The sequence below is a fragment of the Aquihabitans sp. McL0605 genome, from assembly GCF_049993875.1.
Taxonomy (GTDB): domain Bacteria; phylum Actinomycetota; class Acidimicrobiia; order Acidimicrobiales; family Iamiaceae; genus Aquihabitans.
On record NZ_CP188252.1, the window covers coordinates 2,066,362 to 2,090,844 of the forward strand.

Here is a 24,483-nt window from a genome sequence, read left to right on the forward strand (position 1 = left end):
TCGGACCTCGGTAGGCTCCGGCCATCAGCGACATCACGATCACCTTCCTGATCCTCGGCGCGGTGGTGGTGCTGTTCGTCAGCAACCTCGTGCCCGTGGAGCTGGTGGCGATCGGCGCCGCCCTGTCCCTCTGGGCCACCGGGGTGCTGAACCTCGACCAGGCCCTCGCCGGCTTCGGCGACCCGGCCGTCATCCTGATCGCCTCGCTGTTCGTCGTCAGCGAAGGGCTCGACGCCACCGGTGTCACCACCTGGGCCGGCCAGCGCGTCATCGGGCTGGCGGGCGACGACCGGCCGAAGCTCGTCGTGCTGGTGCTGCTGCTGGTCGCGCTGCTCACGGCGCTCATCAGCGTGAACGGTGCGGTGGCCGCGCTGCTGCCGATGGTCGTGATCGTGGCCATCCGCACCAAGACGGCCCCCTCGAAGATCCTGCTGCCGCTCGCCTTCGGTGCCCACGCGGGCTCCCTGCTCGCGTTGACCGGCACGCCGGTCAACGTGCTCGTGTCGGAAGCGGCCGAGGGCACCGGCGCCAAGGGGTTCGGCTACCTCGAGTTCGCCCTCGTGGGCGTGCCCCTCGTCGTGGGCACCGTCGCCATCATCGCCCTCTTCGGCGACAAGCTGCTGCCCACCCGCACGCCCCGGTCCCTGGCCCCCGACCTGAGCGCCCACGCCCGGACGCTGTCCACCCAGTACCTCCTCGACCACGATGAGGAGGACACGCTCCTCGACCGTGAGCAGGGGGTGGCCGAGCTGGTCATCCCGCCCCGGTCCGGGCTGATCGGCGCCAAGGTCTTCCCGGGCATGGTCACCGACAGCGGCGACCTCATCGTGCTGGCCATCCAGCGCCACGGCGAGCAGCTCGACGATGCCGAGGTGGAGCTGCGGGTCGGCGACACCCTGCTGGTGCAGGGCCCGTGGGCGGCGCTCGACGAGCACGTGGCCGCCGACCCCGACGTCATCGCCGTCGACCAGCCCGACCTGGTCCGCCGCCAGGCCGTGCCCCTCGGGCCGCGCTCCACGCCGGCGCTGCTCATCGTCGGAGCCATGGTGGTCCTGCTCGCCACCGGCGCGGTGCCCCCGGCCGTGGCCGGCCTGCTCGCCGCCTGCGCCATGGTCCTGTGCCGCGTGGTCACGGTCGACCAGGCGTACCGGGGCATCTCGTGGACCACCATCGTCCTCGTCGGCGCCATGATCCCGCTGTCGGTCGCCATGACCGAGACCGGCGCCGCCGAGCGCATCGCCACGCAGCTGGTCGACCTGGTGGGCAACGCCGGTCCCTACGCGCTGCTGCTCGGCATCTTCGTGCTGACCGTCACGCTCGGGCAGCTGATCAGCAACATGGCCACCGCGCTGATCATGATCCCGATCGCCATCTCCGCGGCGTCCGAGCTCGACGTGTCGGTCCGGCCCGTGATGATGTGCCTCACGGTCGCCGCCGCGGCCTCGCTGCTCACGCCGGTGGCCACCCCCGCCAACCTGATGGTGATGGGCCCGGGCGGGTACCGCTTCAGCGACTACTGGAAGCTCGGGCTGCCGCTCCTGGTGCTGTACGGCCTGGTGGCGGTGCTGCTCGTCCCCGCCATCTGGGCGTTCTGAACCTACGCTGGCCGGGTGATCCGCCTCCTCGCCAGCGCCGTCGTCAAGCTCGTCGCCAACGCGATCGCCCTGCTGGTGGGCAACTTCGTCCTCGACGACATGTCGGTCAGCGGCGCCGCGTACCTGCTGGCCGTGCTGATCTTCACGGGCATCGAGGTCCTCGTCGAGCCCCTCTTCCGCGACCTCGCCACCCGCAACGCCCGGGCCCTGGCCGGCGGCACGTCGCTGTTCGCCACGTTCGTCGGGCTGGTGATCACCGCCGCCATCAGCGACGGCCTGAGCATCACCGGGGCCAGCACCTGGCTCTTCGCCACCATCTTGGTGTGGGCCGTCTCGCTCGCCGCCCAGCTGCTGCTCCCGCTGATCATCTTCAAGAAGGCCCTCGCCAACCGCCGCAACGACTGACCGCTCCAAGCCGGCACCGATCCAGGACACCGCCGTCTGCGATCGGTGCCGAGAACGGGCGAGGTCAGGGTCACTCGCTGGTGGGGCCGCCGAAGACGGGGTCGCGCTTCTCGGTGTGGCTGGTGAGGCCTTCGCGGGCGTCGGGGCCGGCGAAGCCGAGGAACTCGTAGGCGAGCGACGCGTCGAGCACGGCCGACTGCTCGCGGTACCAGTGGTTCAGCGTCTGCTTGGTCCAGCGGATGGCCGACTGGGCGCCGTCGGCCAGCTGGGTGGCCACGCCGAGGGCGCGCTCCTGCACCTGGTCGTCGTCGACGCAGATGGACACCAGGCCGATCCGCTCGGCCTCCTCGCCGCTCAGCGGATCGCAGGTCAGCAGGTAGTACTTGGCCTTGGCCATGCCGCACAGCAGCGGCCAGCAGATGGCGGCGTGGTCGCCGGCGGTGACCCCGAGGCGGGTGTGGCCGTCGATGATCTTGGCGTTGCGGCCCACCACCGACACGTCGGCCAGGATGCCCGCCACCAAGCCGGCGCCGACGGCCGGGCCGTGGATCGCCGACACGATCGGCTTCGAGCAGTTGATGACGTTGAACACCAGGTCCCGCGCCTCGCGCATGATGCGCAGGCGCACCGCCGGATCGGTCATGAGGTCGTCGAGGAGCTCGAAGCTGCCGCCGGCCGAGAAGCCCTTCCCGGCGCCGCGGATGAGGGCGACGTTGGTGTCGGGGTCCCGGTCCACCGCGAGCCACACGTCGGCCAGCTGGCGGTGGGCGTCGTGGCCCACGGAGTTGAGCCCCGGCCCGTCGAGCGTGATCCGGAGCACCTTGGAGGCGGGGCGGTCGAAGGTGAGGGCATCGAACTCGGCGTAGCGGTCGGTCATGGCCCGATGCTGCCAGCAAACCAGGGCCATCGCGCCAGGCGGTAGCGTCTCGTCGTCCACCCGGACGGGCCGGGATCACGGGTTCGCACGGAGGCGCGGGTGAGCACCAGGGCCCTGCAGCGGTGGCCTCTGACCGGGCGCTCCGAAGCGCTGGAGCTGTTCTCCGATGCGCTGCTCGACCCGCAGGCGCGCGGCATCGTCTTCTACGGGCCCGCCGGGGTCGGCAAGAGCCGGCTGGCCGACGAGTGCCTGGATCGGGCGGAGCTCGAGGGGCGCCCCACCGAGCGCGCCACCGCCAGCCGCACCGCGGCCGCCATCCCGCTCGCCGCCGTGGCCCACCTGCTGCCCGCCACCGGCGAGGCCGACGCCGTCGAACTGCTCGCCCGCGCCACCGACACGCTCGACGAACGGTTCGGGACCGAGCGCCTCATCCTCCGCATCGACGACGCCCACCTGCTCGACGCCTCGTCGGCGGTGCTGGTCGAGCACCTGGTGCTGGCCGGCCGGGTGCTGCTCGTGGCCACCGTCCGCTCCGGCGAGGCCGCCCCCGACGTGGTCACCGGCCTCTGGCGCAACCACGGCCTGGAGCGGATCGACCTCGGTCCGCTCCCCCGCGGCACCGTCAGCACCCTCCTGCACCGCGTGCTCGGCGGGCCGCTCGAAGCCGCGGGCGAAGCCCTGCTCTGGAACGCCAGCGAGGGCAGCCCGCTCTACCTGTCGGAGCTGGTTCGGGCGTCGATCGACAGCGGGGCCCTCACCGAGGTCGACGGCATCTGGCGGCTCGACCACCTCGACGCCTCGTCCGATCGCCTCGTCGACCTCATCGAGTCGCGCCTCGCATCGATCGATCCCGAGAGCCGCGAGGCGCTCGAGGTCCTGGCCCTGTGCCAACCCGTCGCCGTCGCCGTCCTCGAGGAGCGGATCGCGCTCGCCGAGATCGAGCGCTTGGAAGCCGCCGGCCTCATCCAGATCCGGCAGAGCGGCCTGCGCACCGAGGCGATGCTCGGCCACCCGATCCACGCCGAGGTCATCCGGGCCCGCGTCCCCGCCGGCCGCGCCCGCCGCCTGCTCGTCCGCGAGGCCGAGCGCCTCGAGTGCCACGGACTGCGCCGCCGGGAGGATGCGCTCCGGGTGGCGACCTGGCGCCTCGACGCCGAGGGCCAGGCCGACCCCCGCCTGCTCGAGCAGGCGGCGCTGGTGGCGCGCGGGGCCCAGGACTTCGCGGCGGTGGTCCGCCTGGCGCGCGCCGCGCTGCGCCAGGAGCCCACGGCCGCCCGCACGCTCCTGCTCGGCGAGGCCCTCTACGAGACGGCGCAGTTCGCCGAGTCCGAAGCGGTGCTGGCCGACCCGCCCGTACCCGCCGCCGACGACCGGACGCGCCTGCTCCTGCTCGTCACGCGGAGCAAGAACCAGTTCTGGGGGCTGCTCGACGCGCCGGCGGCCACCGAGCTGCTGGCGTCGGCGGTCGGCACGTTCGCCCACCACGACGAAGCCGACCAGCTCCTCGTCGAGCTGGCGTCGCGCCACACGTTCTCGAACCGGCCGATCCTGGCGCTGGAGACCCTCGAAGCGCTCGACCACGCCGACGACGCCCGCACCCGCGTCGTGCGGGCCATCGGCCTGTCGCCCGCGCTCACGGCGGTGGGCCGCACGGCCGAGGCCCTCGCCGTCGCCGAGCAGGGCTTCTTGGAGCACACGGCGCTGGGCGACGAGCTGGCCATCGCCCACCCCGGGTCGCACATCGTGGCCCAGGCGTTCGCGCTCACCGATGCCGGCCGCCTGTCCGAGGCCCACGACCTGGCGATGGCCGGGCACGCCATCACCGTGGCCGACCGGTCGATCATCGGGCAGATCTGGTTCGCCCTCAACCTCGGCCGCATCGCCATCCTCCAGGGCCACCCGGCCACCGCCCGACGCTGGTACGCCGAGGGCACCGGCCTCGCCCGCGCCACCGGCTTCGACGGTCCCCGCCGCCTCGGGCTGGCCGGCCTGGCCATCGCCGCGGGGGTGCTGGGCGACCGCGCCGCGGCCGACGACGCCGCCGACCAGCTCCTCGGCCTCCGCCCGTTCTCGTTCCTCGCGGCCGAGCAGCAGATGGGCCTGGCCTGGCGGTCGGCCGCGGCGGGCGACGTCCCATCGGCCCGCCGGATCCTGCGCGCCACCGCCGAGGAGGCCGCCACCGACGGCAACGTGATCGCCACGGGCCGCGTGGCCCACGACCTGGCCCGGCTCGGTGCTCCGGCCGACGCCGCGCTCCTGCTGCGCGAGGCGGCCGACCAGTCCGACTCCGAGCTGCTGGAGGCGTTCGCCGGGCACGCCGCCGCCCTGGTCGCCGGCGACCCGGAGCAGCTCACCGCGGTCAGCGATGCGTTCGAGGCCACGGGCGCGCTGCTCCTCGCCGCCGAGGCCGCCAACGCCGCCGCCGACGCCTGGCGCTCCAAGCGTGAGCCCCGGCGCGCCGCCGCGCTCACCGGTCGGGCCTCGGGCCTGCTGGCGCGCTGCGAGGGGGCCCGCACCCCGGGCAGCGTGGTGGCCGAGGCCGTGGTGCCGCTGTCGACGCGCGAGCGCGAGGTCGCCCTGCTCGCGGCCGACGGGGTGAGCTCCAAGGACATCGCCGAGCGGCTGTTCCTGTCGGTCCGCACCGTCCACAACCACCTCCAGCACGTGTACGCCAAGCTCGGGGTGTCGAGCCGGCCCGAGCTCGCCGAAGCCCTGGACCGGCAACGATGAGTACCGCTTGCTCATGTGCCTCCCCCCGTCGGAGGCGCACCATGACGTTCGAAGTTCTGCTGCCGTCAGGAGCCCCGTCGTGAACCCAGAACAGATCCAGCTCGTGCAGCGCTCGGCCGTCGCCCTGCTCGGCCAGGCCGACACGTGGAGCACCAACTTCTACGGGGCGCTGTTCCGCGAGCACCCCGACCTGCGATCGATGTTCCCCGCCGACATGACCGCGCAGCGAGGGAAGTTCGTGGCCGAGATCGCCGCGCTGCTGGAGCTCATCGGCAACCTCGACGAGTTCGAGGACCGCGCCAGCCAGCTCGGCGCCGACCACGTGGGCTACGGCGTGCGCGCCGTGCACTACCGGGCCACCAGCGAGGCGCTCGTCACCTCGATCAGCGAGACGCTCGGCCGCGATGCCACGCCGCCGATGCTCGAGGCCTGGCGAGCGGTCCACGACCTGGTGGCGGAATCGATGATGTCCGGCCGCCACCGCGCCGCCACCTCCTGACCCCCGAGCACCAGGCCGTGCCCACCCGATCCGTCACCGTGAGGCCCGCCACCCGCGGCGACTGGGGGTGGCTGACCCGCGCCGGGCTCGCCCCGGAGATGATCGGCGTCCAGTACCACTGGGCCGAGACCCCGCTGCAGCTCGCCATCGCGCCGCTGCGCGGCACACCGGTCCGGTCCGGCCCGCGGTGCATCATCGAGGTCGACGGCCGGCGGGCGGGCTACATCGGCCGCAACCCGCTGTCGGGCAACCTCGAGTACTTCCTCCAGCCGTGGGCGCGCGGCGGCGTCGGGACCACCGCCATCACCGAGCTCCTCCGCGACCAGCGCCACGGCGACCCTCCCCGCACGTTCTTCGTGTCGCACCGCAACGACCGATCGCTCGCCGTCCTCCACCGCGCGTTCGACGCGCTCGGGTGGCACGAGGGCGAGGAGTTCACCACCGTCGACGGCAGCCACGGCCGACGGATCACCGTCCACCGCGACCGGGCCTGACGCGGGATCGAGCGGCGCCCCACCCGGGCTAGAGGTCGGACAGCTCCACCGCGTAGATGTGGGTGGGCCGCAGCTGGCCCACCACCCACGGCCACCAGCGGTGGCGCACCGGCGACGAGTAGTTGAAGACCAGGTGACCGTGCCCGTCGGCGGTGGGCACCTCCGCTGCGAACGACGTGTCGCCGGCACTCGGGAGGTCGCCGAGCCAGGTGGCGGTGAGCGCGTCGGGATCGATCCGGTGGACCGCCGTGCGCTTCGGCGTGAGCACGTAGGCGAGCAGGTTCACCTTGGTGCGCAGGCCGTCGGGCAGCCAGCGCAGACCCAGGTCGTAGCGGCCGCCGAACGCCACCTGCCGGCGGGCCACCAGGTACGGCACCCCTGCCGACAGGAACAGCAGCGGCGAATCGAACTTCCGGGGGTCGTGGCGGAGCCGCCAGCGGGCGATCGCCGACGCGTCGGCCACCGCGAGGTCGCTGCCCCAGCCGCCTTCGGGCCCCTCCTTGCGGACCACCGCCAGCAACCGGCCGTCGGGCAGCTCGATGGGCTCGGCCTCGGCCCCACCGTGGTGGACCACCGGCTGCGCCGGGTCGGCCGGCCCCCACGCGATCCCGTCGTCGCTGGCCCAGAGCTCGACCGTGAGCGGCACCGGGTGGGCGGTGAACAGGGCGCCCGCCCCGCGGTAGAGGGTCATCAGCAGGCGGCCGCCCGCCGGCCGCACCCGCCACACCACGCAGTCCGGCGGCGAGACGGCGACCGGATCGGTCCACGGCGCGCCGTCGCCCTGGTCCGCGACCGCACGCTCGCTCACCCAGATGCGGTCGGGCTGGAACCTCGTCCCCGAGGTGCCGGCGCTGAACCAGTACAGGAGCAGCCGCCCCTGCCACGGGACCAGCCGCGGCTCGCGCACGTCGCGACCCATGGCCACCGTGCGGTCGAGCACCCACGTCTCGCCCTCGTCGTCGCTCACCAGCACGAGCAGCCGGGCGGCGGCCGACGCGTAGTGGGTGGGCGCGGTGCGCGTGGCCAGCCACAACCGACCGTCGTGGCGGACGGCGTCGAGGTTGTTGTTCGAGCGCCCGAGCTCGAGCCCTGGGGGCAGGCCCGGACCGGGGACCACGGGCCGCGGGGCCGAGACCCTCACCGGCCGCTCAGCAGGACCAGGTGCCGGTGATGGTGGCCCGGGCGATGGTGTGCCCCACGTGCACGAAGCTGGCGTAGGTGGGGCTGGCGCCGGCGGGCACGCCGGTGTCGCCGGTGTCGAGGGCGTGGATGGCGAAGATGTAGCGGTGCACGCGGTCGCCCTCGGGCGGGGCGCAACCGTCGTAGCCCTCGTCGCCGAAGTCGTTGCGGGCGCAGTGGCTGCCCGGCGCCGCCTCGCCACGGGCCACCGACGTGGTGGCAGCCGAGACGCCGATGGTGAACCAGTGCCAGAAGCCGCACCCCGTGGGGGCGTCGGGGTCGAAGCAGGTGATGGCGTACGACTTGGTGCCCTCGGGCGCGCCCGACCAGCTCAGGTGGGGGCTGAGGTTGCCACCGGAGTGGACGAACAGGTCGTCCATGCGGTCGCCGTCGACGAGGTCGTCGCTGGTGACGGTGAACGACGGGACCGGCGGCAGCAGGTCGTAGGGGCTCGGCGCAAGGGGGCGATCAGCGAGGTCCATGGATGAGTTGTAGCGCGAACCTGCTCCGCGGGCGACCGATCCGCTCCTACGCTGCGCCGGTGACCGACCTGGGTGAGCTCGTCCCGAAGCCGCCTGACGGCGACGCCATCGTCGGGGCGTTCTTCGAGTGGGTCGAGGGGCGCGGCCTCACCATGTACCCCCACCAGGAGGAGGCGCTCCTCGAGGTGGTGGCCGGCTCGCACGTCATCGTCGACACGCCCACCGGTTCGGGCAAGAGCCTCATCGCCACCGCGGCCCACTTCACCGCCCTGGCCGAGGGGCGCCGCACCTACTACACGGCCCCCATCAAGGCGCTCGTGTCGGAGAAGTTCTTCGAGATGTCGGCCACGTTCGGCGCCGAGCGCGTGGGGATGCTCACGGGCGACGCGTCGGTCAACCCCGACGCCCCCATCATCTGCTGCACCGCGGAGATCCTCGCCAACCTCGCTCTGCGCGAAGGGCCCACCGCCGACGTCGGCCAGGTGGTCATGGACGAGTTCCACTACTTCGCCGACCCCGACCGCGGCTGGGCGTGGCAGGTGCCGCTGCTCGAGCTGCCCGACGCGCAGTTCATCTTGATGTCGGCCACGCTCGGCGACGTCACCCGCTTCACCGACGACCTCCCGCGGCGCACCGGACGGGAGGTGGCGGTGGTCCGCTCGGCCACCCGGCCCATCCCGCTGGTCCACGAGTTCCGGATGATCCCGCTCACCGAGACGATCGAGGAGCTCCTCACCACCCACCAGGCACCGGTCTACGTCGTGCACTTCACGCAGGCCTCGGCGGTGGAGCGGGCCCAGTCGCTCATGAGCATCAACCTGCTCACCCGCCCCGAGAAGGACGAGGTGGCCGAGCTCATCGGCGACTTCCGGTTCGCCCCCGGCTTCGGCAAGACGCTCTCCAAGTTCGTGCGCCACGGCATCGGCGTCCACCACGCCGGCATGCTCCCCAAGTACCGCCGGCTCGTGGAGCGGCTGGCCCAGGCCGGCCTGCTCAAGGTGATCTGCGGCACCGACACGCTCGGCGTCGGGATCAACGTGCCCATCCGCACGGTGGTCTTCACCGCCCTGGCCAAGTACGACGGCACCTCCACCCGCCTGCTCAGCGCTCGCGAGTTCCACCAGATCGGCGGCCGCGCCGGACGCGCCGGCTTCGACACCATGGGCACGGTCATCGCCCTCGCCCCCGATCACGTCATCGAGAACCACAAGGCGGCGGTGAAGGCCGCCGCCCGCACCGAGCAGGACAAGAAGGTGCGCAAGCTGGTCAAGAAGAAGCCACCGCCCGGGCAGGTCTCGTGGGGCCAGCCCACCTTCGACCGGCTGGTGGCCGCCCCGCCCGAGCCGCTCACCTCCAGCTTCACCGTGAGCCACGCCATGCTCCTCAACGTGCTCGACCGGCCCGGCGACGGGCGCGCCGCGCTGCACACCCTGCTCACCGACAACTACGAGACCGAGACCAAGCAGGCCGAGCACGTGGCCCGGGCCGAGGACCTGTTCGCCGCCCTGCTCGACGCCGGGGTGGTGGAGGAGCTCGACGAGCCCGACGACTGGGACCGCACGGTCCGCGTCACCATCGACCTGCAGCAGACCTTCGCCCTCAACCAGCCGCTCGCGCCGTTCGCCCTCGCCGCCCTCGACCTGCTCGACCCCGAGTCCGACACCTACGCCCTCGACATGATCTCCATCATCGAGGCGGTGCTCGACGACCCGCGCCAGATCATCTCGGCCCAGCTCTTCAAGGCGAAGGGCGAGGCCGTCGCCGCCATGAAGGCCGAGGGCATGGAGTACGACGAGCGCATGGCGGCGCTCGACGAGATCACCCACCCCAAGCCGCTCGCCGAACTGCTCGACCCGATGTTCGAGGTGTACCGCCAGCGCAACCCCTGGGTGTCCGAGCACCCGCTCCAGCCCAAGTCGGTCGCCCGCGACCTGTGGGAGCGGGCCATGGACTTCGGCGACTACATCCGCTTCTACAACCTCGCCCGCTCGGAGGGCACGGTGCTCCGGTACCTGTCCGACGCCTACAAGGCCCTCGCCCGCACCATCCCCGAGGACCGCAAGACCGACGAGCTCGTCGACATCACCGAGTGGCTCGGCGAGCTGGTCCGCCAGGTCGACAGCAGCCTCCTCGACGAGTGGGCCGAGCTCCGCGACCCGGCCGACCCCGCCGCCGCCCCGCCCCTCGACCGCCCGCCCCCAGCGCTCACGGCCAACCGCCGGGCGTTCACCGTGCTGGTGCGCAACGCCATGTTCCAGCGGGTGGAGCACATCGGCACCCGCCAGTGGCAGGAGCTCGAGGCGCTCGACGGCGACGACGGCTGGGACGCCCAGCGGTGGTTCGACGCCATGGCCCCGTACTTCGCCGAGCACGGCACCATCGGCATCGGCTCCGACGCCCGCAACCCCGCCCTGCTCGTGGTGGACGAGACCCCCGTCGACCACCCCGGCCACTGGCGCGTCGCCCAGATCCTCCACGACCCCGCCGACGACCACGACTGGCGCATCGAGGCCCTCGTCGACCTCGCCGCCAGCGACGAGGCCGGTCGGGCCGTCGTCCACGTCACCCACGTCGGCCCCCACACCTGATCCCATCCACCGCTCACAAAGCCGCCCACACAAACCCCGAACTTGTTGCAGCCAGTGCTCCATGCAGCACTCGCTGCAACAAGTTCGGGGTGGGGGCGGGATCGGGAAGGAGGGGGTCGATCGGGCGGGGGCGGCGGGATGTGTCATTGGGCACAAATGACGAGCGAATGCTCGGATCGCGGGATGATGGGGCCATGACCGATACCCCGTGGCAGCAGGATGCAAGTTCGTTGGTGGATGCGTTCCGGGCGGGCGACCGCACGCCGCTCGAGGAGCTCGACGCCACCTTGGCCACCATCGAGGCCTCCAACCTCAACTGCTGGTCGCACCTCGACCCCGAGCGGGCCCGCGCCGCGGCCAGGGACGCCGACCTGTCGTTGCCCTTCGGCGGCGTGCCCACCGGGGTCAAGGAGCTCGAGGGCGTCGAGGGCTGGCCCGACACCGGCGGCTCGCTCGTGTTCAAGGACCGCGTCGCCACCGAGACCAGCCACCACATGCAGCGCCTGTTCGAACGGGGCGGCGTCGTGCCCGTGGGCCTCACCACCTCCAGCGAGTTCGGCGGCCTCAACGTCAGCATCACCAAGCTCAACGGCGTGGCCCACAACCCGTGGCAGTACGACCGCACGGTCGGCGGCTCCTCGGGCGGCTCGGCCGCGGCCGTGTCCGGCGGGCACGTGTCGCTGGCGTGCGGCGGCGACGGGGGCGGCTCGCTGCGGATCCCCGCCGGCTACGTCGGCCTCCTCGGCTTCAAGGGCACCTTCGGCCGCATCAGCCGCGGCCCCGACGCCTACGCCCGCCCCAACACCGTGGTGCTCGGCAACGTGTCCCGCTCCGTCCGAGACTCCGCCCGCTACTTCGACGTCTGCGGCGGCACCGACACCTGGGACCCCACCTCCCTGCCCGCTGCCGGCAGCTACGAGAAGGGCCTCGGCACGCAAGACCTCAAGGGCCGCAAGGTCACCATCGTCCCGGGCATCGGTGGCGTGAACCTCGAGCCCGGCGTCGAAGCGGCGCTGCGGGCCTCGGCCGAGGAGCTCATCGCCGACACCGGCATGATCCTGGTGGACCGGCCCGTCAACCCGCCGAACCTCGCCGCCCAGTGGATGATGGGCAACCTCTCGACCCTGCTCGCCGAGCTCGGCCCCAAGTGGCCGGCGTGCGCCGACGACCTCACCGACGAGGTCGCCACCGGCCTGTACCTCGCCCAGGCCATGTACAACCTCCACACCGCGGCCGTGGCCGAGAAGCTCCGCGTGCTGGCCCAGAAGGAGATGGCCGCCGCGTTCGACGACGTCGACTTCATCATCGCCGCCACCAACCCGGGCCCGGCGTTCGCCGCCACCGCGACCACCAGCAACTCCGAGTCCGACCTGCTCGACCTGGTGCAGGCCAGCAAGGCGGCCAAGTACGCCGGCCGCGGCGCCCTGTTCGCCACCCGCGTGGCGTCGGCGTTCGCCCCCAAGCTGCCCAACATCATCCTCGACTACGCGTCGGCGAAGTTCCCCGACATGGTCACCATGGGCGGGCTCACCATCATCTCCAACGTGTACGGCAACCCCGCCGTGTCGATCCCGGCCGGCACCGTCGACGGCCTGCCCGTCGGCATGCAGGTGCTGGGCAAGCACCACCAGGACGAGCTGCTGTTCGACGTCGCCCTCGCCGTCGAGCGCGAGCGCCCGTGGCCGATGGTGGCCCCTCCGGTCAGCGCCGCCACCGTCCCCGCCTGACACCCGATCGATCTCGGGTCACCGACCCACCGCGACGGCGGGCGCTTGACCTGTGATCGCTAGATCTGGCGGTGCTGGTCGGCCCACCACGGATCGCGCAGGGTGCGCTTGGTGAGCTTCCCCGCCTCGCTGCGGGGGAGCTCACCGTGCACCTCGAACGTGCGCGGGACCTTGTAGCCCGCCAGGTTGTCGCGGCAGAAGCCGTCGAGGTCGTCCTGGAGCTGCTCGGACCACACGTGGCCGTGGCGCAGCACCACCGCGGCGTGGACGGCCTCGCCCATCTCGCGGTCGGGCACGCCGAACACCGCGGCGTCGGCGACGGCGCGGTGGTCGCCCAGCACGCCCTCGATCTCGGCCGGGTAGATGTTGACGCCGCCCGACACGATCATGTCGATCTTGCGGTCGCTCAGGAACAGGTAGCCGTCGTCGTCGAGGTAGCCCACGTCGCCGAGCGTCCCCAAGCCGCCGCTGCGGTGCGCCGACGACGTCTTCTCCGGTGCCTTGTGGTACTCGAAGTCGGAGCCGAGCAGGTTGCGGAACCAGATGTCGCCGGTCTCGTTGGGCCCGAGCAGCTGCCCGTCGTCGCCGATGACGAGGATCTCGATGATGGTGAGCGGCTTGCCGACGCTGCCCGGCTTGGCCAGCCAGTCGGCGGCGTGGATCAAGGCGAGGAACCCTCCCTCGGTGCCGCCGTAGTACTCCGTCACGATGGGTCCGACCCACTCGATCATGCGGCGCTTGACCGAGGGCGAGCAGGGTGCGGCGCCGTGGATGATCTGGCGGAGCGACGACCCGTCGAACGCCTCGCGCTGCTCGTCGGGCAGCTCGAGGAGGCGGATCATCTGCGTGGGCACGAGGTGCACGTTGGTCACCTGGTGCTCGTCGATCAGCTCGAGGATCCCCGACGCGTCGAAGCGGTGCTGCAGCACCACGGTGGCTCCGCAGCACAGCGCGAACAGGCCGAACGCCCACTGGGCGGAGTGGTAGAGCGGACCGCACACCAGCTGGACGGTGGGGTCGCCCGGGGTCACGCCGATGATGGGCGCCATGGTGTGGGCGATCAGGAGCAGCACCTCGGGCGGGCCGCCCACGGCGCTGAGCGACGACCGCACCCCCTTGGGCCATCCGGTGGTGCCCGACGTGTAGAACATCGGCCCGCCGCGCTGCGGGTCGATGAGCTCGGCGGTGCTCGCCGAGCGGAGGGCGTCCTCGTACCGCTCGAACCCCGACGGCAGCACGTCGTCGCCCACCAGCAGGCGCGACTTGAGGAACGGGGTGTCGGCGTCGACCAGCGCATGGGTCATCACCTCGGCCCAACGGGCATCGACGATCACCGCCGCGGCCTCGGCGTCGTCGAGCACGTAGGCCACCTCGCGGGGCACCCAGTGCCAGTTGAGCGGCACCATGATCCAGCCACCGTGGGCGCAGGCGATGGTGAGCTCGATCATCTCGACCTGGTTCCCCACCATGGCCACGACGGTGTCGCCGGAGCGGAGGCCACGGTCCTGGAGCGCGTGCACCAGACGGGTGGCACGCCGGTCGAGCTGGGCCCAGGTGGTGGTGCCCCGCTCATCGATCACCGCCGGCTCGTCGGCCCGCTTGGCCACGATGTCAGCGAGGAGTGCCGTCATGCCAGGAAGCTACCGTGGAACCCGAACGGGACCCGGCGGGGCAGGTGCACCCGGGCCGCCTCCTCCAGGGTGGCGGCGTCGAGGACCACCACCGAGCTGCGGTCGGTGCTCAGGTCGTGCACGAAGTTGAGCAGCCAGCCGCGGTCCTCGTCGCCGCCGTCGGCGCGCTCGGCGCCGGCCGGGTCGGGCGTGAAGACCGCTTCCCCGCACACGGTGTCGGGACCGTAGAGGTGGGTGGCGGTGGTGCCTGAGCTGAAGTCGTGCTTGATGACCCCGTCGAACGGCGGCTCGTCGTCGGCCCACCCGGTGCTGTGGCCCGAGTAGCCGTAGCGGTTGGTGCGCCCGGCGCGCTGGTCGTTGATGCGGGGGAAGTCGGTGGGGCGGTCGTCGAGCTGGTGCTCGGTGAACGTGCCGGCCACCGGGTCGATGCGCCAGCGGTACAGCATCGGGCGCACGTCGGCGTCCACCTCGCTGCCGTCGAAGCTCGTGTTCAGCTGGGTGGACCGGCAACCGACCACCTCGATGGCATCGCCGTCGTCGAACGCGTTCATGAAGTGGAACACCCAGAACGGATCGACCTCGATCCAGCGGATGGTGCTGCCGGGTGCGCCGCGCTCGAGCACGCCGATGCGCGCGCCGCGCTCGGGCGCCCAGTAGATGCCGGTGCCCCCGGTGAGCATGGCGTCGACGTCGAGCACGGCCGGCAGGTCGAACACGACGACGCGGGTCTCGGTGATCACGAAGTCGTGCATCATCACCGACCCCGGCAGGTCGACCTCGGTGGTCCAGGTGAGCGTGCCGTCGGCCGACGCGCCGTGGATGCGAAGGTGCGGCGGGAACGGTGAGGTGCCGAAGAAGACCATCTCGCCCGTGCGCGGATCGACCTTGGGGTGCGCGGTCATGGGCCCCTGCAGCGCGCCGCCGAAGCGGTGTTCGCCGACCGTGGCCAGGTCGGCGGTGAGCTCGGTGGGCGGCGCCGCTTCCATGAGCGCCAGGATCCTCCCGGCGTGGCGGACCACGTGGGTGTTGGCGGTGTTCTTCATCGGCCCGACGGTGGCGAACACGTCGTCGGGGGGCAGGCGGAAGTCGGTGAGCCCGCCGAACAGCGCACCGCCCGCGGCGATCTCGGCCTCGAGACCGGCGGAGCGGATCCAGCGGTTGGCGTACGACGCGCCGCCGTCGCCGTCGAACGTGAGGCCGTGGATCATGCCGTCGCCATCGAACAGGTGGTACCCGCCGAGCGGCGGGAACAGGGCGTTGGGACCGTTGCGCAGGAAGCTCCCGCGCAGGCCTCCGGGCAGGTGCCCGGTGACCTCGAGGTCGTGGTCGTCGCGCTCGTCGAACACAGGGGCGAAGGCGCCCTGGAGCCACGGGTTGGTGACGCTCGCGAAGGCATCAGCAGCATCGGGGATGACGGTCATGGCGGCACGGTACCAAGGATCCCTCTCGGGTGAACGGTGTTCACCGCGGAGCGGGGCGCCGTCGCTCCACCGGTACAGTTCCGCCGTGGCCACCGCAGCAGAACGACCTCCGCTCCAGCGCGACGCCATCGTCGACGCGGCCCGCGAGCTGATCGTCACCGGGGGCCTGGAGTCGCTGTCGCTGCGGCGCCTGGCGGCACGGCTCGGCGTCACCGCACCCGCGCTCTACGCCCACGTCCGCGACAAGCAGGACCTGCTGCGGGCCCTCGCCGAGGAGGAGTTCGAGCGCCTCGTCGCCCGCTTCGACGCCGTCACCGACGACGACCCGGTCGCCCGCATCAAGGCCCACGGCCGCGCCTACGTCACCCACGCCCGGGAGAACCCCGAGCTGTTCCGGGTGATGTTCCTCTTCCCACCCGACCTGACCCCGGCCGCCGTCCCCGCCGACGTCCAGCTCCCCGGAGCCACCAAGGCGTTCACGGCGGCGGCGGGTGCCGTCGAGGAGGCCGTGCGGTCCGGGGCCATCGCCTCCGACGACCCGCTGCTCGTGGCCCTCACCCTCTGGTCGGGCGCCCACGGCGTCGCGTCGGTGCTCCAGCTGGGCTTCGAGCTCCCCCGCGAGCTCGAGGACGCCATGATCGACGAGGTCACCGACCGCATCCTCGCCGGCTACCGCCCGTGACCGCCCGGCCGTGAGCGCCCGGCCATGAGCGCATGCCCGTGCGGGCTGCCCGCGCCGTACGACGCGTGCTGCGGTCGGATCCACCGCGGCGAGGCGCCGGCGGTCACCGCCGAGCAGCTGATGCGCTCGCGCTACAGCGCGTTCGCCCGGCGCGACGTGGCGTACCTCGCCCGCTCCTGGCACCCCGACACCCGGCCCCGACGGATCCACGACGATCCGTCGCGCACCTGGACCGGGCTCGACGTGGTGGCCACCACCAAGGGCGGCATGCTCGACCAGGAGGGCACGGTGGAGTTCCACGCCCACCACACCGATGACGAGGGCGACCACGCGCTGCACGAGGTGAGCACGTTCTCCCGCGTCGACGGCGCGTGGGTCTACGTCGGCCGCATCGGCTGACGGCCGCCGGTACGGTCGGACGCCGTGTCCCCGTTCGACGAGTCCATCTCGCTGCAACCCGGCGAGCCCGGCACCTGGTTCGCGTTCGCCGACCCCCATCAGGAGTCGATCAGCGCCATGTTCGGCGGCTGGAGCAGCGCGGTCTCGCTCCACGCGGTGCAGTGCGCCGCCGAGGCCGAGGGGGAGCCCCTCGACCCGACCACCCCCGCCGCGCTCACCATCAACTTCATCGAGCGGGTGACCCCCGGCCACGACGTGCGCCTCCACGTGCAGCACCTCGGCGGGGGCCGGTCCCTCGCCCACTGGCGCGCCGACATCCACTCGCTCGACGACGACCGGATGCTCACCACCGCCACCGTCGTGCTGGCCAACCGCCGCGCCACCGATGGCCACGTCGAGCCGGCCGTGCCCGCCGTGCCCGAACCCGACGGGCTCGACGAGTACCGGGCCCCGGGCCCGCAGGGCCAGCGCACGGTGCTGCGGCCGATCTCCGGGTTCCCCCCGGAGGCCCAGGCCGACACCACGTCGCGGCACTGGCTGCGCGAGCTGTCGGGGCGGCCGGTCGACCACCTGCTGCTCGCCTACCTCGCCGACCAGTACCCGCCGCGCTCGTTCTACTGGGGCGCAGGCCCCAGGCCGTCGGCCTCGGTCACCCTGTCCGTGTACTTCCACGCCACCGTGGCGGAGCTCGACGCGGTCGGCGACGACCACGTGCTGGTCGACGCCGTCGGCACACGCGGCGCCGAGTCCACGTCGGGCCAGCAGGCCCGCATCTGGAGCCGCGGCGGCGTCCTGCTCGCCACCACCGAGCAGCTGGCCTGGTACCGCTGAGCCCGTCTGCTCCTAGGCGCGCAGGACCACCACGAACTGGCCGCCGCCCTGCTCGACCTCACCGGTGACCGCAAGGCTCGGCTCGAGCCGCGACACGCGGTCCACCAGCCAGGCGGCGGCGTCCTCGGCATCGCCGCGCGTGGGGCACCGCGCCATGAGCTCGCGGCCGCCCTTCCGGTCGAGGCGCTCGACGCTGGCGATGATCGGCGCCGGATCGACCACGAAGAGGTGGTCGGGCCACGGGACCACCGGCGAGGTGGCGCCCTTGCCGGTGTTGCACCCTCGGTGCGCCAGCCGCTCGGCCGGCGGGCCCGACGACTTCGCCTTGGCCTTGGCCTTGGCCTTCGTGGTGCGGGTGTCGAGGCTGGGCCCGCGGGGGTCGTTCACGGACATGTCGGGATCGACGGGCTCGTCGCAGAGCCAGCACCGCCACCCGTCGGCGTCGCCGATCTCGCTGAGGCTGCTGGAACGGGCCATGGCTCGCACCGTACCGGCCGCTCGGCCTCGGGCAGGGTGGCGCCGCGGGCGATGGCCGCCACCGTGATGGCGAACCCGACCAGCTGCACGGGCGACAACGACTCGTGCAGCACCACCCAGCCGAGCAGCGCGCCCGTGACCGGAGCGGCCAGGCCGAGCAACGGTGGGGCGGGCGCCGGCAGCTTGCGGATGCCGTCGAACCACAGCAGGAACGCCACCCCGGTGGCGACGATGCTCAGGTAGGCGAAGCCACCCACGCCCGAGCCCGGCACGTGCGGCGGCGGGCCCTCCACCACGAGCGCCACCGGGAGCAGCACGGCGCCGGCCATCGCCAGCTGCCACCCGGTGGCGGCCACCCGGTTGGGCGGCGCGGGGAAGCGCCTGGTCAGCACCACGCCGCTCGCGAACGACACGTTGGCGGCCAGCGCCAGCGCCACGCCGACCGGGTCGAGCCCGGCGCCAGGCCTCACCACGACCAGGGCGACGCCGACGGCGGCCACCGCGCCCACGGCCAGCTCGTGGCGCCGCGGCGAGCGCCGGGCCACCACCCACGAGAAGGCGGTGACCAGGATCGGCTGGATGCCGCCCGCGGCCGCGGCGACCCCTCCCGGCAGCCGGTACACCGCCCCGATGAGCAGCGGGAAGAACAGCCCGAAGTTGCACAGGGCGAGCGTGGCGGTGTGCCCCCACTCGCGGCCGCGGGGCCGCCACGTCGAGGTGAGCCGCCCCAGCACCAGCAGCAGGAGCCCCGCGGGCGCCACCCGCAGGGCCGCCACGAGCAGGGGCCGGCCCGCCGGCAGCAGCTGGGTGACCACCACGTAGGTGGTCCCCCACGAGATGGGCGCCAGGAGGGTGGCCAGCGCGGTGAGCCTCGGGTCTCGTGCCTCTGCCTTCATGGTCAGTATCTTAATGTAAAGATACTTAGGATCAAGGGGGTCGCGCTACGATCCACCCGTGGCCCGTTCGCATCCCGACGCCGTCGACCGGATCGTCCAGCAGTGGGGCGAGGTCCGCCCCCGCCTCGACGTAGCTCCCATCGAGGTGGTCGGGCGGGTGTCGCGGCTCTCCCGCCTCATCGACCGGCGGCTCGGCGCGAACTTCGGCGAGCACGGTCTCCAGGACTGGATGTACGACGTGCTGGCCACCCTCCGCCGCGGCGGCGCCCCCTACGAGCTCACCGCCGGCGAGCTCGTCGCCCAGACGATGGTCACTACCGGCGCCATGACCAACCGCATCGACCGCCTGACCGACCTCGGCTACGTCGAGCGCCGCCAGGGATCCGACCGCCGAACCGTCATCGTCGCCCTCACCGACGCGGGCCGCGCCAAGGTCGACGAGGTGTCGACCTCGCACCTGGCCACCGAGCGAGACCTCCTCCGCGCCCTGTCCCCCAAGCAGCGGGACCAGCTGGCCGCCCTCCTGCGCACCGTCCTCCTCTCCCTCGACGACACCCCCGCCACGCCCTGACCGCCCCGGTCCGTGCCGGACCGTGGCGCCCAGGCACCCGACGGCGCGGACCACCCACCAGCGGTGCGGCCGCTCCCACTGCGCTAAACAGTGTTCACCCCCTACCATCTCGGCGCACGAGCGGGTCAGGGGCCCGGGGATCACACATCGAGCACGGAGCGTTGGGGGCCACGTGAGGCGCACGGGAATCTGGGCCACGGGCCTGGCCACGGCCGCACTGCTGACCGCATCGCTGCTCACGGCGTGCAGCGAGCCGGAGCCCAAGGCCGCCGGGGGGCTGAGCAAGACCACCAGCGATGCCGTCCAGACCTGCGACGGGAAGGCGCTGCTGGCCTGCGCCCGCCGGTCCACGATCGGCCCGTACGTGCCCGACGCGCCCACCAAGGCCACCGGCGCACCCATCGAGCTCGGGATGATCAACCAGGAGAACACCGCCGCCGGCTCGTACCCCGAGCTCAGCCAGGCGGTCCAGGCCGGGGTCGAGTTCATCAACCAGGAGCTGGGTGGCGTGAACGGCCGACCCATCCACGTCGACCTCTGCAACACCGAGTTCTCCGCCGAGGGGTCCACGTCGTGCGGCCAGAAGTACGTCGAGGCCAAGGTGCCCGCGGTGCTCGGCGGCATCGACGTCTTCGGGAACGCCATCGACACGCTCGAGCAGAACGGCATCCCCTACATCGGGGGCATCCCCGTCAGCACCCAGTCGGTCACCGACGCCAACTCGTTCCAGTGGAGCGGCGGCACGTGGGGCGCCACCGTGGCCTTCTCCTGGTACGCGGCGCACGTGCTGCACGCCAAGAAGGTGTCCATCGTCTACGGCGAGTTCGGGTCCATCACCGACAGCGCCAAGGTGGGTCAGCAGGTGCTGGAGCGCTCCGGCGTGAAGGTGCAGCTGGTCCCGTACCCGATCCTGGCGACCGACATCAGCTCGGCGCTCAACGCGGCGGCGGCCACCAAGCCCGACGCCCTGTTCGTCCTCGCCGCCGACACCGGGTGCAAGGCCGGCTTCGACGGGGTGTCCTCGCTCGGGATCACGGCCACCCCGTTCTACGTGGGCGCGTGCGCCTCGCCGTCGATCGTCGACGAGGCCGGACCGGCCAAGACCAACGGGGCCATCTTCAACGTGGAGGGCCCGGTCGGCCAGCACCCGCCCAACCCCGACTTCGTGCTCTACAGCGCCATCATCGAGAAGTACGGCAAGGGCCTCGACCCGGTCGGCGCCGGCACCGTGTCGTTCCGCTCGCTCATGAACCTGTTCTCCATCATGAGCCAGCTCGACGGCGCCATCACCCCGGCGGCCATCACGGCCGAGCTCAAGGCGCAGACCGGCGCACCGAGCTTCAGCGGCCACGACTACACCTGCGACGGCGAGCAGTTCCCCGACCTCCCCGCGATGTGCTCGCCTCAGCAGATCCTCGCCCAGATGCACGACGGCACCCTGAAGCAGCTGGGCGACTGGATCGACGTCGGCAAGATCGCGGCGAGCTCCTGAGCACCTACCTGGGGTACCTGCTGTCGGGCCTCGGCGGCGGCGCGGTCGTGGCCTCGCTGGCGCTCGGCCTGGTGCTCACGCACCGGTCGTCGGGCGTCGTCAACTTCGCCCACGCCGCGATGGGCATGTACGTGGCGTTCGCGTTCTTCGAGTTCCGCGAGACCGGCGACTGGGTCATCCCCATCATCGGCCTGCCCGACCGGGTGCACCTCCTGGCCCGGCCCACCCTGGCCAGCGCGCTGGCGTTCGCCCTGATCGTCGCCGTCGTGCTGGGGCTGGTCGTCTACCTGCTCGTGTTCCGCCCCTTGCGCCAAGCCCCCGCACTGGCCCGCGTGGTGGCGTCGCTCGGGCTGCTGCTCTACATCCAGGAGATCGTGCGGCTGCGGTTCCCGGTGAGCGGCGCGTCGGTCGTCACCCACCGGCCGGTGCTGGGCGAGGACCCGGTGCGGCTGTTCGGCACGTCGGTCACCCAGAACCGGCTGCTGCTGACCGGCCTGGTCATCGCCGTCGCCGTCGTGCTCGGGGCCGTGTTCCGCCTCACCCGGTTCGGCCTCGCCACCCGAGCCGCGGCCGGCAACGAGAAGGGCGCCCTGCTGCTCGGGATCTCTCCCGACCGGCTGGCGTCGGTGTGCTGGGCGGTGGCGTCGGTGCTCGCCGGCATGGCCGTGATCCTCATCGAGCCCATCGCCGGGCTGAGCGCCACCACCACCACGCTGCTGGTCATCCCGGCCCTGGCGGCGGCGCTGCTGGGCGGCCTGGAGTCGTTCGCCGTCACCACCGCCGCCGGCCTCGCCATCGGCATGGTCCAGTCGCTGATCCTGGGCTGGTCGGTGCGGCCCGACACCAACTGGATCCCGAGCTGGATCCCCACCACCGGCCTGCAGCAGATGGTCCCGGTCGTGATCATCATCGGCGTGCTGATCTGGCGGGGCGACGCCCTGCCCGACCGGGCCGCCATCGCCGGCCGCCGCCTCCCGCCGTCGCCCGAGCCGCGCCACGTCACTGCGTGGACGGTCGTGCTGGTCGGCCTGGTGTCGGTCGGGCTCACCACGCTCGGCTCGGGGTACCGCCAGGCGCTGATCGTGTCGATGGTGTTCGCCCTGCTGACGCTGTCGGTCGTGGTGCTCACCGGGTTCAGCGGCCAGATCTCGCTGGCGCAGCTGGCGTTCGCGGGGGTCGCCGGGTTCGCATCGATCCGCCTGACCGAGCACCACGTGCCGTTCCCCATCGCCCTCGTCCTGGCCGCCCTGCTCGCCACCGTGATCGGCGTGATCGTCGGCTACCCGGCGACACGGGTCCGGGGCATGAGCCTGGCGATCGCCACCCTGGCGATGGCGGTGGCGATCGAGGGCCTGGTCCTGGCCAGCCCCCCGCTGTCGCACGGCAGCGCCGGTTCGTCGGCGCCACGGCCCTACCTCTTCGGGATCGACCTCGGCATCGGGGCCACCGGCACCGCCAACTTCCGCCCGGCCTTCGGGTTCGTCTGCCTCGCGGTGCTGACCCTGGCGAGCCTCGGCGTCATCAACCTCCGCCGCAACCGCACCGGCCTGCGCTGGCTGGCGGTGCGCGCCAACGAGCGAGCCGCAGCTGCCGCGGGCATCGACGTCACCCGGGCCAAGCTCGGAGCGTTCGCCTTCTCCTCCTTCCTGGCCGGGCTGTGCGGCGTGCTCATGGCGTTCTCGGTCACCACGCTGTCGCCCACCTCGTTCCTGGTCATCGGCTCGCTGGTGGCCGTGGCGCTCACCTACCTGGCGGGCGTCTCCAGCACGGGCGGCGCGCTGCTCGCCGGCGCGCTGGCCCAGGCGGGCATCTACACCGCGTTCATGAACCGCCTCACGGGCGGCAACGCCAACACCTACGTGTTCGCGGTGAGCGGGCTGGCCCTCATCGTCACCGCCATCACCGCCCCCGAGGGCATCACGGGCCTCGCCCGCAAGGGCGTGGCCCGCCTCCAGCGCCCGCCCGCGCCCGATGCCCCCTCGGCCACCGAGGCGGTGCCGGCGTGAGCGTCCTGGCCGTCGACGACCTCACGGTGCGCCACGGTGGCCTCGTCGCGCTCGACGGGGTCACCCTGGCGGTCGAGACCGGCCAGATCGTCGGGCTGATCGGCCCCAACGGCGCCGGCAAGACCACGTTCATCGACGCGCTCACGGGCTTCACCGCGCCGCACCGCGGCAAGGTCACCTTCGCCGGCCGCGACATCACCCGCGACGCGCCCCACGAGCGCTCCCGCGCCGGGCTGGTCCGCACCTTCCAGTCGCTCGAGCTGTTCGACGACCTCTCGGTCCGGGACAACCTGCTCGTCGCCGCCCACACGCCCACGTTCTGGTCCACCATCGCCGACGCCTTCTGGCCCCGCTCGCACGACGGCACCGACACCCACCGCACCCTCGAGCTGCTCGACCTGCTGCCCGTCGCCGACCGGCTCCCCACCGAGCTGTCGAACGGCACCCGCCACGTCGTCGCCCTCGCCCGCGCCCTGGTCTCGTCACCCCAGCTCGTCCTGCTCGACGAGCCCGCCGCCGGCCTCGACCCTGGCGAGACCGCGGCGCTGGCCGACCTGCTGCGGCGCCTGCCGGCGGTCGGCACCACGGTCCTGGTCGTCGACCACGACATGTCGCTGATCATGAACGTCTGCGACCAGGTCCACGTCCTCGACTTCGGGCGCCTCGTCGCCGGGGGCACCCCCACCGAGGTGCGCAACGACCCCACCGTGATCGCCGCCTACCTCGGTACCTCGACCACCGCCGGGCCGGCCGCCGAGGAGGGCTCGGCGTGACCGACCAGCCCGTCCTGCTCGTCGACGGCCTCACCGCCGGCTACGACGGCATCGCCGTGATCCACGGCATCGAGCTCACGGTCGGCCACGGCGAGGTGGTGGCGCTGCTCGGGGCCAACGGCGCCGGCAAGACCACCACCCTCCTGGCCATCTCCGGTCTGGTGCCCAAGCTCGACGGCACGATCGAGGTGCTCGACGAGGCCACGCACGAGCACCGTCGGGTGACCGTGGCCAACGTCTGGCGGCTCGCCCGGCGCGGCGTGGCCCACGTCCCCGAGGACCGCGGCCTGTTCTTCGACCTGACCGCCGCCGAGAACCTGCGCCTCGGCAAGCCCCGCAAGGGCGGCGCGGTGCCGATGGACCAGATCCTCACCTGGTTCCCCGCGCTCGGGCCGGTGCTCGACCGCAAGGCCGGCCTGCTCTCGGGCGGCGAGCAGCAGATGCTGGCGCTCGCTCGCGCCGTGATCGGCCGACCCCGGCTGCTGCTGGTCGACGAGATGAGCCTCGGCCTCGCGCCGATCATCGTGGAGCAGCTGCTGCCGGTGCTGCGGTCGATCGCCACCGAGACCGGCGCCGGGATCCTGGTGGTCGAGCAGCACGTCCCGCTGGTGCTCGGGATCGCCGATCGCGCCTACCTCCTGCGCCAGGGCCACGTGACCTTCGCCGGCACCGCCGCCGAGCTCCAGGCTCGCCCCGACCTCATCGAAGCGGGCTACCTCGGAGCCTGA

Annotated in this window: 22 protein-coding genes; 15 read left to right on the forward strand and 7 right to left on the reverse strand. The window is 72.6% G+C overall.

Annotation, left to right across the window (positions count from 1 at the left end; all coding sequences use genetic code 11):
* Nucleotides 1-23 precede the first annotated feature (23 nt).
* Nucleotides 24-1,595, forward strand: coding sequence for an SLC13 family permease (locus ACPPVX_RS09490; RefSeq protein ID WP_426575023.1), 1,572 nt, complete (start codon nucleotides 24-26; stop codon nucleotides 1,593-1,595).
* Nucleotides 1,596-1,610: 15 nt separating this feature from the next.
* Nucleotides 1,611-2,000: a phage holin family protein gene (locus tag ACPPVX_RS09495; protein WP_426574653.1), complete on the forward strand. Its 390-nt coding sequence runs from the start codon at nucleotides 1,611-1,613 to the stop codon at nucleotides 1,998-2,000.
* A 70-nt stretch (nucleotides 2,001-2,070) separates the two neighbouring features.
* On the opposite strand, the gene ACPPVX_RS09500 is transcribed toward ACPPVX_RS09495, so the two are convergent.
* Nucleotides 2,071-2,877: an enoyl-CoA hydratase/isomerase family protein gene (locus ACPPVX_RS09500; protein WP_426574654.1), complete on the reverse strand. Its 807-nt coding sequence runs from the start codon at nucleotides 2,875-2,877 to the stop codon at nucleotides 2,071-2,073.
* 99 nt (nucleotides 2,878-2,976) lie between these two features.
* Between ACPPVX_RS09500 and ACPPVX_RS09505 the strand changes: the two genes are divergently transcribed.
* The 3 genes from ACPPVX_RS09505 to ACPPVX_RS09515 all read left to right on the forward strand — a co-directional run bounded on the left by ACPPVX_RS09505 (nucleotide 2,977) and on the right by ACPPVX_RS09515 (nucleotide 6,600).
* Nucleotides 2,977-5,607, forward strand: a complete 2,631-nt coding sequence (locus tag ACPPVX_RS09505) for a LuxR C-terminal-related transcriptional regulator (RefSeq protein WP_426574655.1) — start codon at nucleotides 2,977-2,979, stop codon at nucleotides 5,605-5,607.
* A 79-nt stretch (nucleotides 5,608-5,686) separates the two neighbouring features.
* Entirely contained in the window at nucleotides 5,687-6,106 is a 420-nt protein-coding gene (locus ACPPVX_RS09510; protein ID WP_426574656.1) for a globin domain-containing protein, read from the forward strand.
* 17 nt (nucleotides 6,107-6,123) lie between these two features.
* Entirely contained in the window at nucleotides 6,124-6,600 is a 477-nt protein-coding gene (locus tag ACPPVX_RS09515; protein WP_426574657.1) for a hypothetical protein, read from the forward strand.
* Between the two features lie 28 nt (nucleotides 6,601-6,628).
* On the opposite strand, the gene ACPPVX_RS09520 is transcribed toward ACPPVX_RS09515, so the two are convergent.
* Both ACPPVX_RS09520 and ACPPVX_RS09525 read right to left on the reverse strand, forming a co-directional pair.
* Entirely contained in the window at nucleotides 6,629-7,741 is a 1,113-nt protein-coding gene (locus ACPPVX_RS09520) for a sialidase family protein (RefSeq protein WP_426574658.1), read from the reverse strand.
* 7 nt (nucleotides 7,742-7,748) lie between these two features.
* Entirely contained in the window at nucleotides 7,749-8,261 is a 513-nt protein-coding gene (locus ACPPVX_RS09525) for a YbhB/YbcL family Raf kinase inhibitor-like protein (RefSeq protein ID WP_426574659.1), read from the reverse strand.
* A 2-nt stretch (nucleotides 8,262-8,263) separates the two neighbouring features.
* Between ACPPVX_RS09525 and ACPPVX_RS09530 the strand changes: the two genes are divergently transcribed.
* Together ACPPVX_RS09530 and ACPPVX_RS09535 are read left to right on the forward strand one after the other, a co-directional pair.
* Nucleotides 8,264-10,849, forward strand: coding sequence for a DEAD/DEAH box helicase (locus tag ACPPVX_RS09530; protein WP_426574660.1), 2,586 nt, complete (start codon nucleotides 8,264-8,266; stop codon nucleotides 10,847-10,849).
* A 194-nt stretch (nucleotides 10,850-11,043) separates the two neighbouring features.
* On the forward strand, nucleotides 11,044-12,576 hold the full coding sequence (locus tag ACPPVX_RS09535) for an amidase (RefSeq protein ID WP_426574661.1): 1,533 nt from the start codon (nucleotides 11,044-11,046) through the stop codon (nucleotides 12,574-12,576).
* Between the two features lie 59 nt (nucleotides 12,577-12,635).
* Here the strand turns inward: ACPPVX_RS09535 and ACPPVX_RS09540 are convergent, their stop codons facing one another.
* Together ACPPVX_RS09540 and ACPPVX_RS09545 are read right to left on the reverse strand one after the other, a co-directional pair.
* The gene (locus ACPPVX_RS09540; protein WP_426574662.1) at nucleotides 12,636-14,207 is read right to left on the reverse strand and encodes an AMP-binding protein; all 1,572 of its coding nucleotides are present in this window, start codon (nucleotides 14,205-14,207) and stop codon (nucleotides 12,636-12,638) included.
* A complete protein-coding gene (locus tag ACPPVX_RS09545) occupies nucleotides 14,204-15,628 on the reverse strand; it encodes a carotenoid oxygenase family protein (protein ID WP_426574663.1) in 1,425 nt (474 codons plus the stop codon). The genes ACPPVX_RS09540 and ACPPVX_RS09545 overlap by 4 nt, the downstream gene beginning before the upstream one ends.
* A gap of 85 nt (nucleotides 15,629-15,713) precedes the next feature.
* Between ACPPVX_RS09545 and ACPPVX_RS09550 the strand changes: the two genes are divergently transcribed.
* Genes ACPPVX_RS09550 through ACPPVX_RS09560 form a run of 3 tightly spaced genes read left to right on the forward strand, consistent with a single transcriptional unit; the run spans nucleotide 15,714 to nucleotide 17,540 of the window.
* Nucleotides 15,714-16,310 carry a TetR/AcrR family transcriptional regulator gene (locus ACPPVX_RS09550; protein WP_426574664.1) on the forward strand — a complete coding sequence of 199 codons (597 nt, stop codon included), beginning with the start codon at nucleotides 15,714-15,716 and terminating at the stop codon, nucleotides 16,308-16,310.
* A gap of 24 nt (nucleotides 16,311-16,334) precedes the next feature.
* Nucleotides 16,335-16,709, forward strand: a complete 375-nt coding sequence (locus tag ACPPVX_RS09555; RefSeq protein WP_426574665.1) for a YchJ family protein — start codon at nucleotides 16,335-16,337, stop codon at nucleotides 16,707-16,709.
* A gap of 24 nt (nucleotides 16,710-16,733) precedes the next feature.
* Nucleotides 16,734-17,540: an acyl-CoA thioesterase gene (locus ACPPVX_RS09560; protein WP_426574666.1), complete on the forward strand. Its 807-nt coding sequence runs from the start codon at nucleotides 16,734-16,736 to the stop codon at nucleotides 17,538-17,540.
* Between the two features lie 12 nt (nucleotides 17,541-17,552).
* Here the strand turns inward: ACPPVX_RS09560 and ACPPVX_RS09565 are convergent, their stop codons facing one another.
* Both ACPPVX_RS09565 and ACPPVX_RS09570 read right to left on the reverse strand, forming a co-directional pair.
* On the reverse strand, nucleotides 17,553-18,017 hold the full coding sequence (locus tag ACPPVX_RS09565; protein ID WP_426574667.1) for a hypothetical protein: 465 nt from the start codon (nucleotides 18,015-18,017) through the stop codon (nucleotides 17,553-17,555).
* A complete protein-coding gene (locus tag ACPPVX_RS09570) occupies nucleotides 17,924-18,913 on the reverse strand; it encodes an EamA family transporter (protein WP_426574668.1) in 990 nt (329 codons plus the stop codon). The genes ACPPVX_RS09565 and ACPPVX_RS09570 overlap by 94 nt, the downstream gene beginning before the upstream one ends.
* A 58-nt stretch (nucleotides 18,914-18,971) precedes the next feature.
* Between ACPPVX_RS09570 and ACPPVX_RS09575 the strand changes: the two genes are divergently transcribed.
* The 5 genes from ACPPVX_RS09575 (at nucleotide 18,972) to ACPPVX_RS09595 (ending at nucleotide 24,483) form a co-directional block, all read left to right on the forward strand.
* Nucleotides 18,972-19,484 carry a MarR family winged helix-turn-helix transcriptional regulator gene (locus ACPPVX_RS09575; RefSeq protein WP_426574669.1) on the forward strand — a complete coding sequence of 171 codons (513 nt, stop codon included), beginning with the start codon at nucleotides 18,972-18,974 and terminating at the stop codon, nucleotides 19,482-19,484.
* 172 nt (nucleotides 19,485-19,656) lie between these two features.
* Nucleotides 19,657-20,976: an ABC transporter substrate-binding protein gene (locus ACPPVX_RS09580; RefSeq protein WP_426574670.1), complete on the forward strand. Its 1,320-nt coding sequence runs from the start codon at nucleotides 19,657-19,659 to the stop codon at nucleotides 20,974-20,976.
* A complete protein-coding gene (locus tag ACPPVX_RS09585; RefSeq protein ID WP_426574671.1) occupies nucleotides 20,880-22,982 on the forward strand; it encodes an ABC transporter permease in 2,103 nt (700 codons plus the stop codon). The genes ACPPVX_RS09580 and ACPPVX_RS09585 overlap by 97 nt, the downstream gene beginning before the upstream one ends.
* Nucleotides 22,979-23,755: an ABC transporter ATP-binding protein gene (locus ACPPVX_RS09590; protein ID WP_426574672.1), complete on the forward strand. Its 777-nt coding sequence runs from the start codon at nucleotides 22,979-22,981 to the stop codon at nucleotides 23,753-23,755. The genes ACPPVX_RS09585 and ACPPVX_RS09590 overlap by 4 nt, the downstream gene beginning before the upstream one ends.
* On the forward strand, nucleotides 23,752-24,483 hold the full coding sequence (locus ACPPVX_RS09595) for an ABC transporter ATP-binding protein (protein WP_426574673.1): 732 nt from the start codon (nucleotides 23,752-23,754) through the stop codon (nucleotides 24,481-24,483). Before ACPPVX_RS09590 ends, ACPPVX_RS09595 begins: the two co-directional genes overlap by 4 nt.

Bases quoted from the DNA above. Each gene is read 5' to 3' on its own strand.
- ACPPVX_RS09500 (WP_426574654.1), bottom strand. From the start codon at position 2,877: ATGACCGACCGCTACGCCGAGTTCGATGCCCTCACCTTCGACCGCCCC.
- ACPPVX_RS09525 (WP_426574659.1), bottom strand. From the start codon at position 8,261: ATGGACCTCGCTGATCGCCCCCTTGCGCCGAGCCCCTACGACCTGCTG.
- ACPPVX_RS09530 (WP_426574660.1), top strand. From the start codon at position 8,264: ATGAGTTGTAGCGCGAACCTGCTCCGCGGGCGACCGATCCGCTCCTAC.
- ACPPVX_RS09535 (WP_426574661.1), top strand. From the start codon at position 11,044: ATGACCGATACCCCGTGGCAGCAGGATGCAAGTTCGTTGGTGGATGCG.
- ACPPVX_RS09540 (WP_426574662.1), bottom strand. From the start codon at position 14,207: ATGACGGCACTCCTCGCTGACATCGTGGCCAAGCGGGCCGACGAGCCG.
- ACPPVX_RS09545 (WP_426574663.1), bottom strand. From the start codon at position 15,628: ATGACCGTCATCCCCGATGCTGCTGATGCCTTCGCGAGCGTCACCAAC.
- ACPPVX_RS09555 (WP_426574665.1), top strand. From the start codon at position 16,335: ATGAGCGCATGCCCGTGCGGGCTGCCCGCGCCGTACGACGCGTGCTGC.
- ACPPVX_RS09565 (WP_426574667.1), bottom strand. From the start codon at position 18,017: ATGGCCCGTTCCAGCAGCCTCAGCGAGATCGGCGACGCCGACGGGTGG.
- ACPPVX_RS09570 (WP_426574668.1), bottom strand. From the start codon at position 18,913: ATGAAGGCAGAGGCACGAGACCCGAGGCTCACCGCGCTGGCCACCCTC.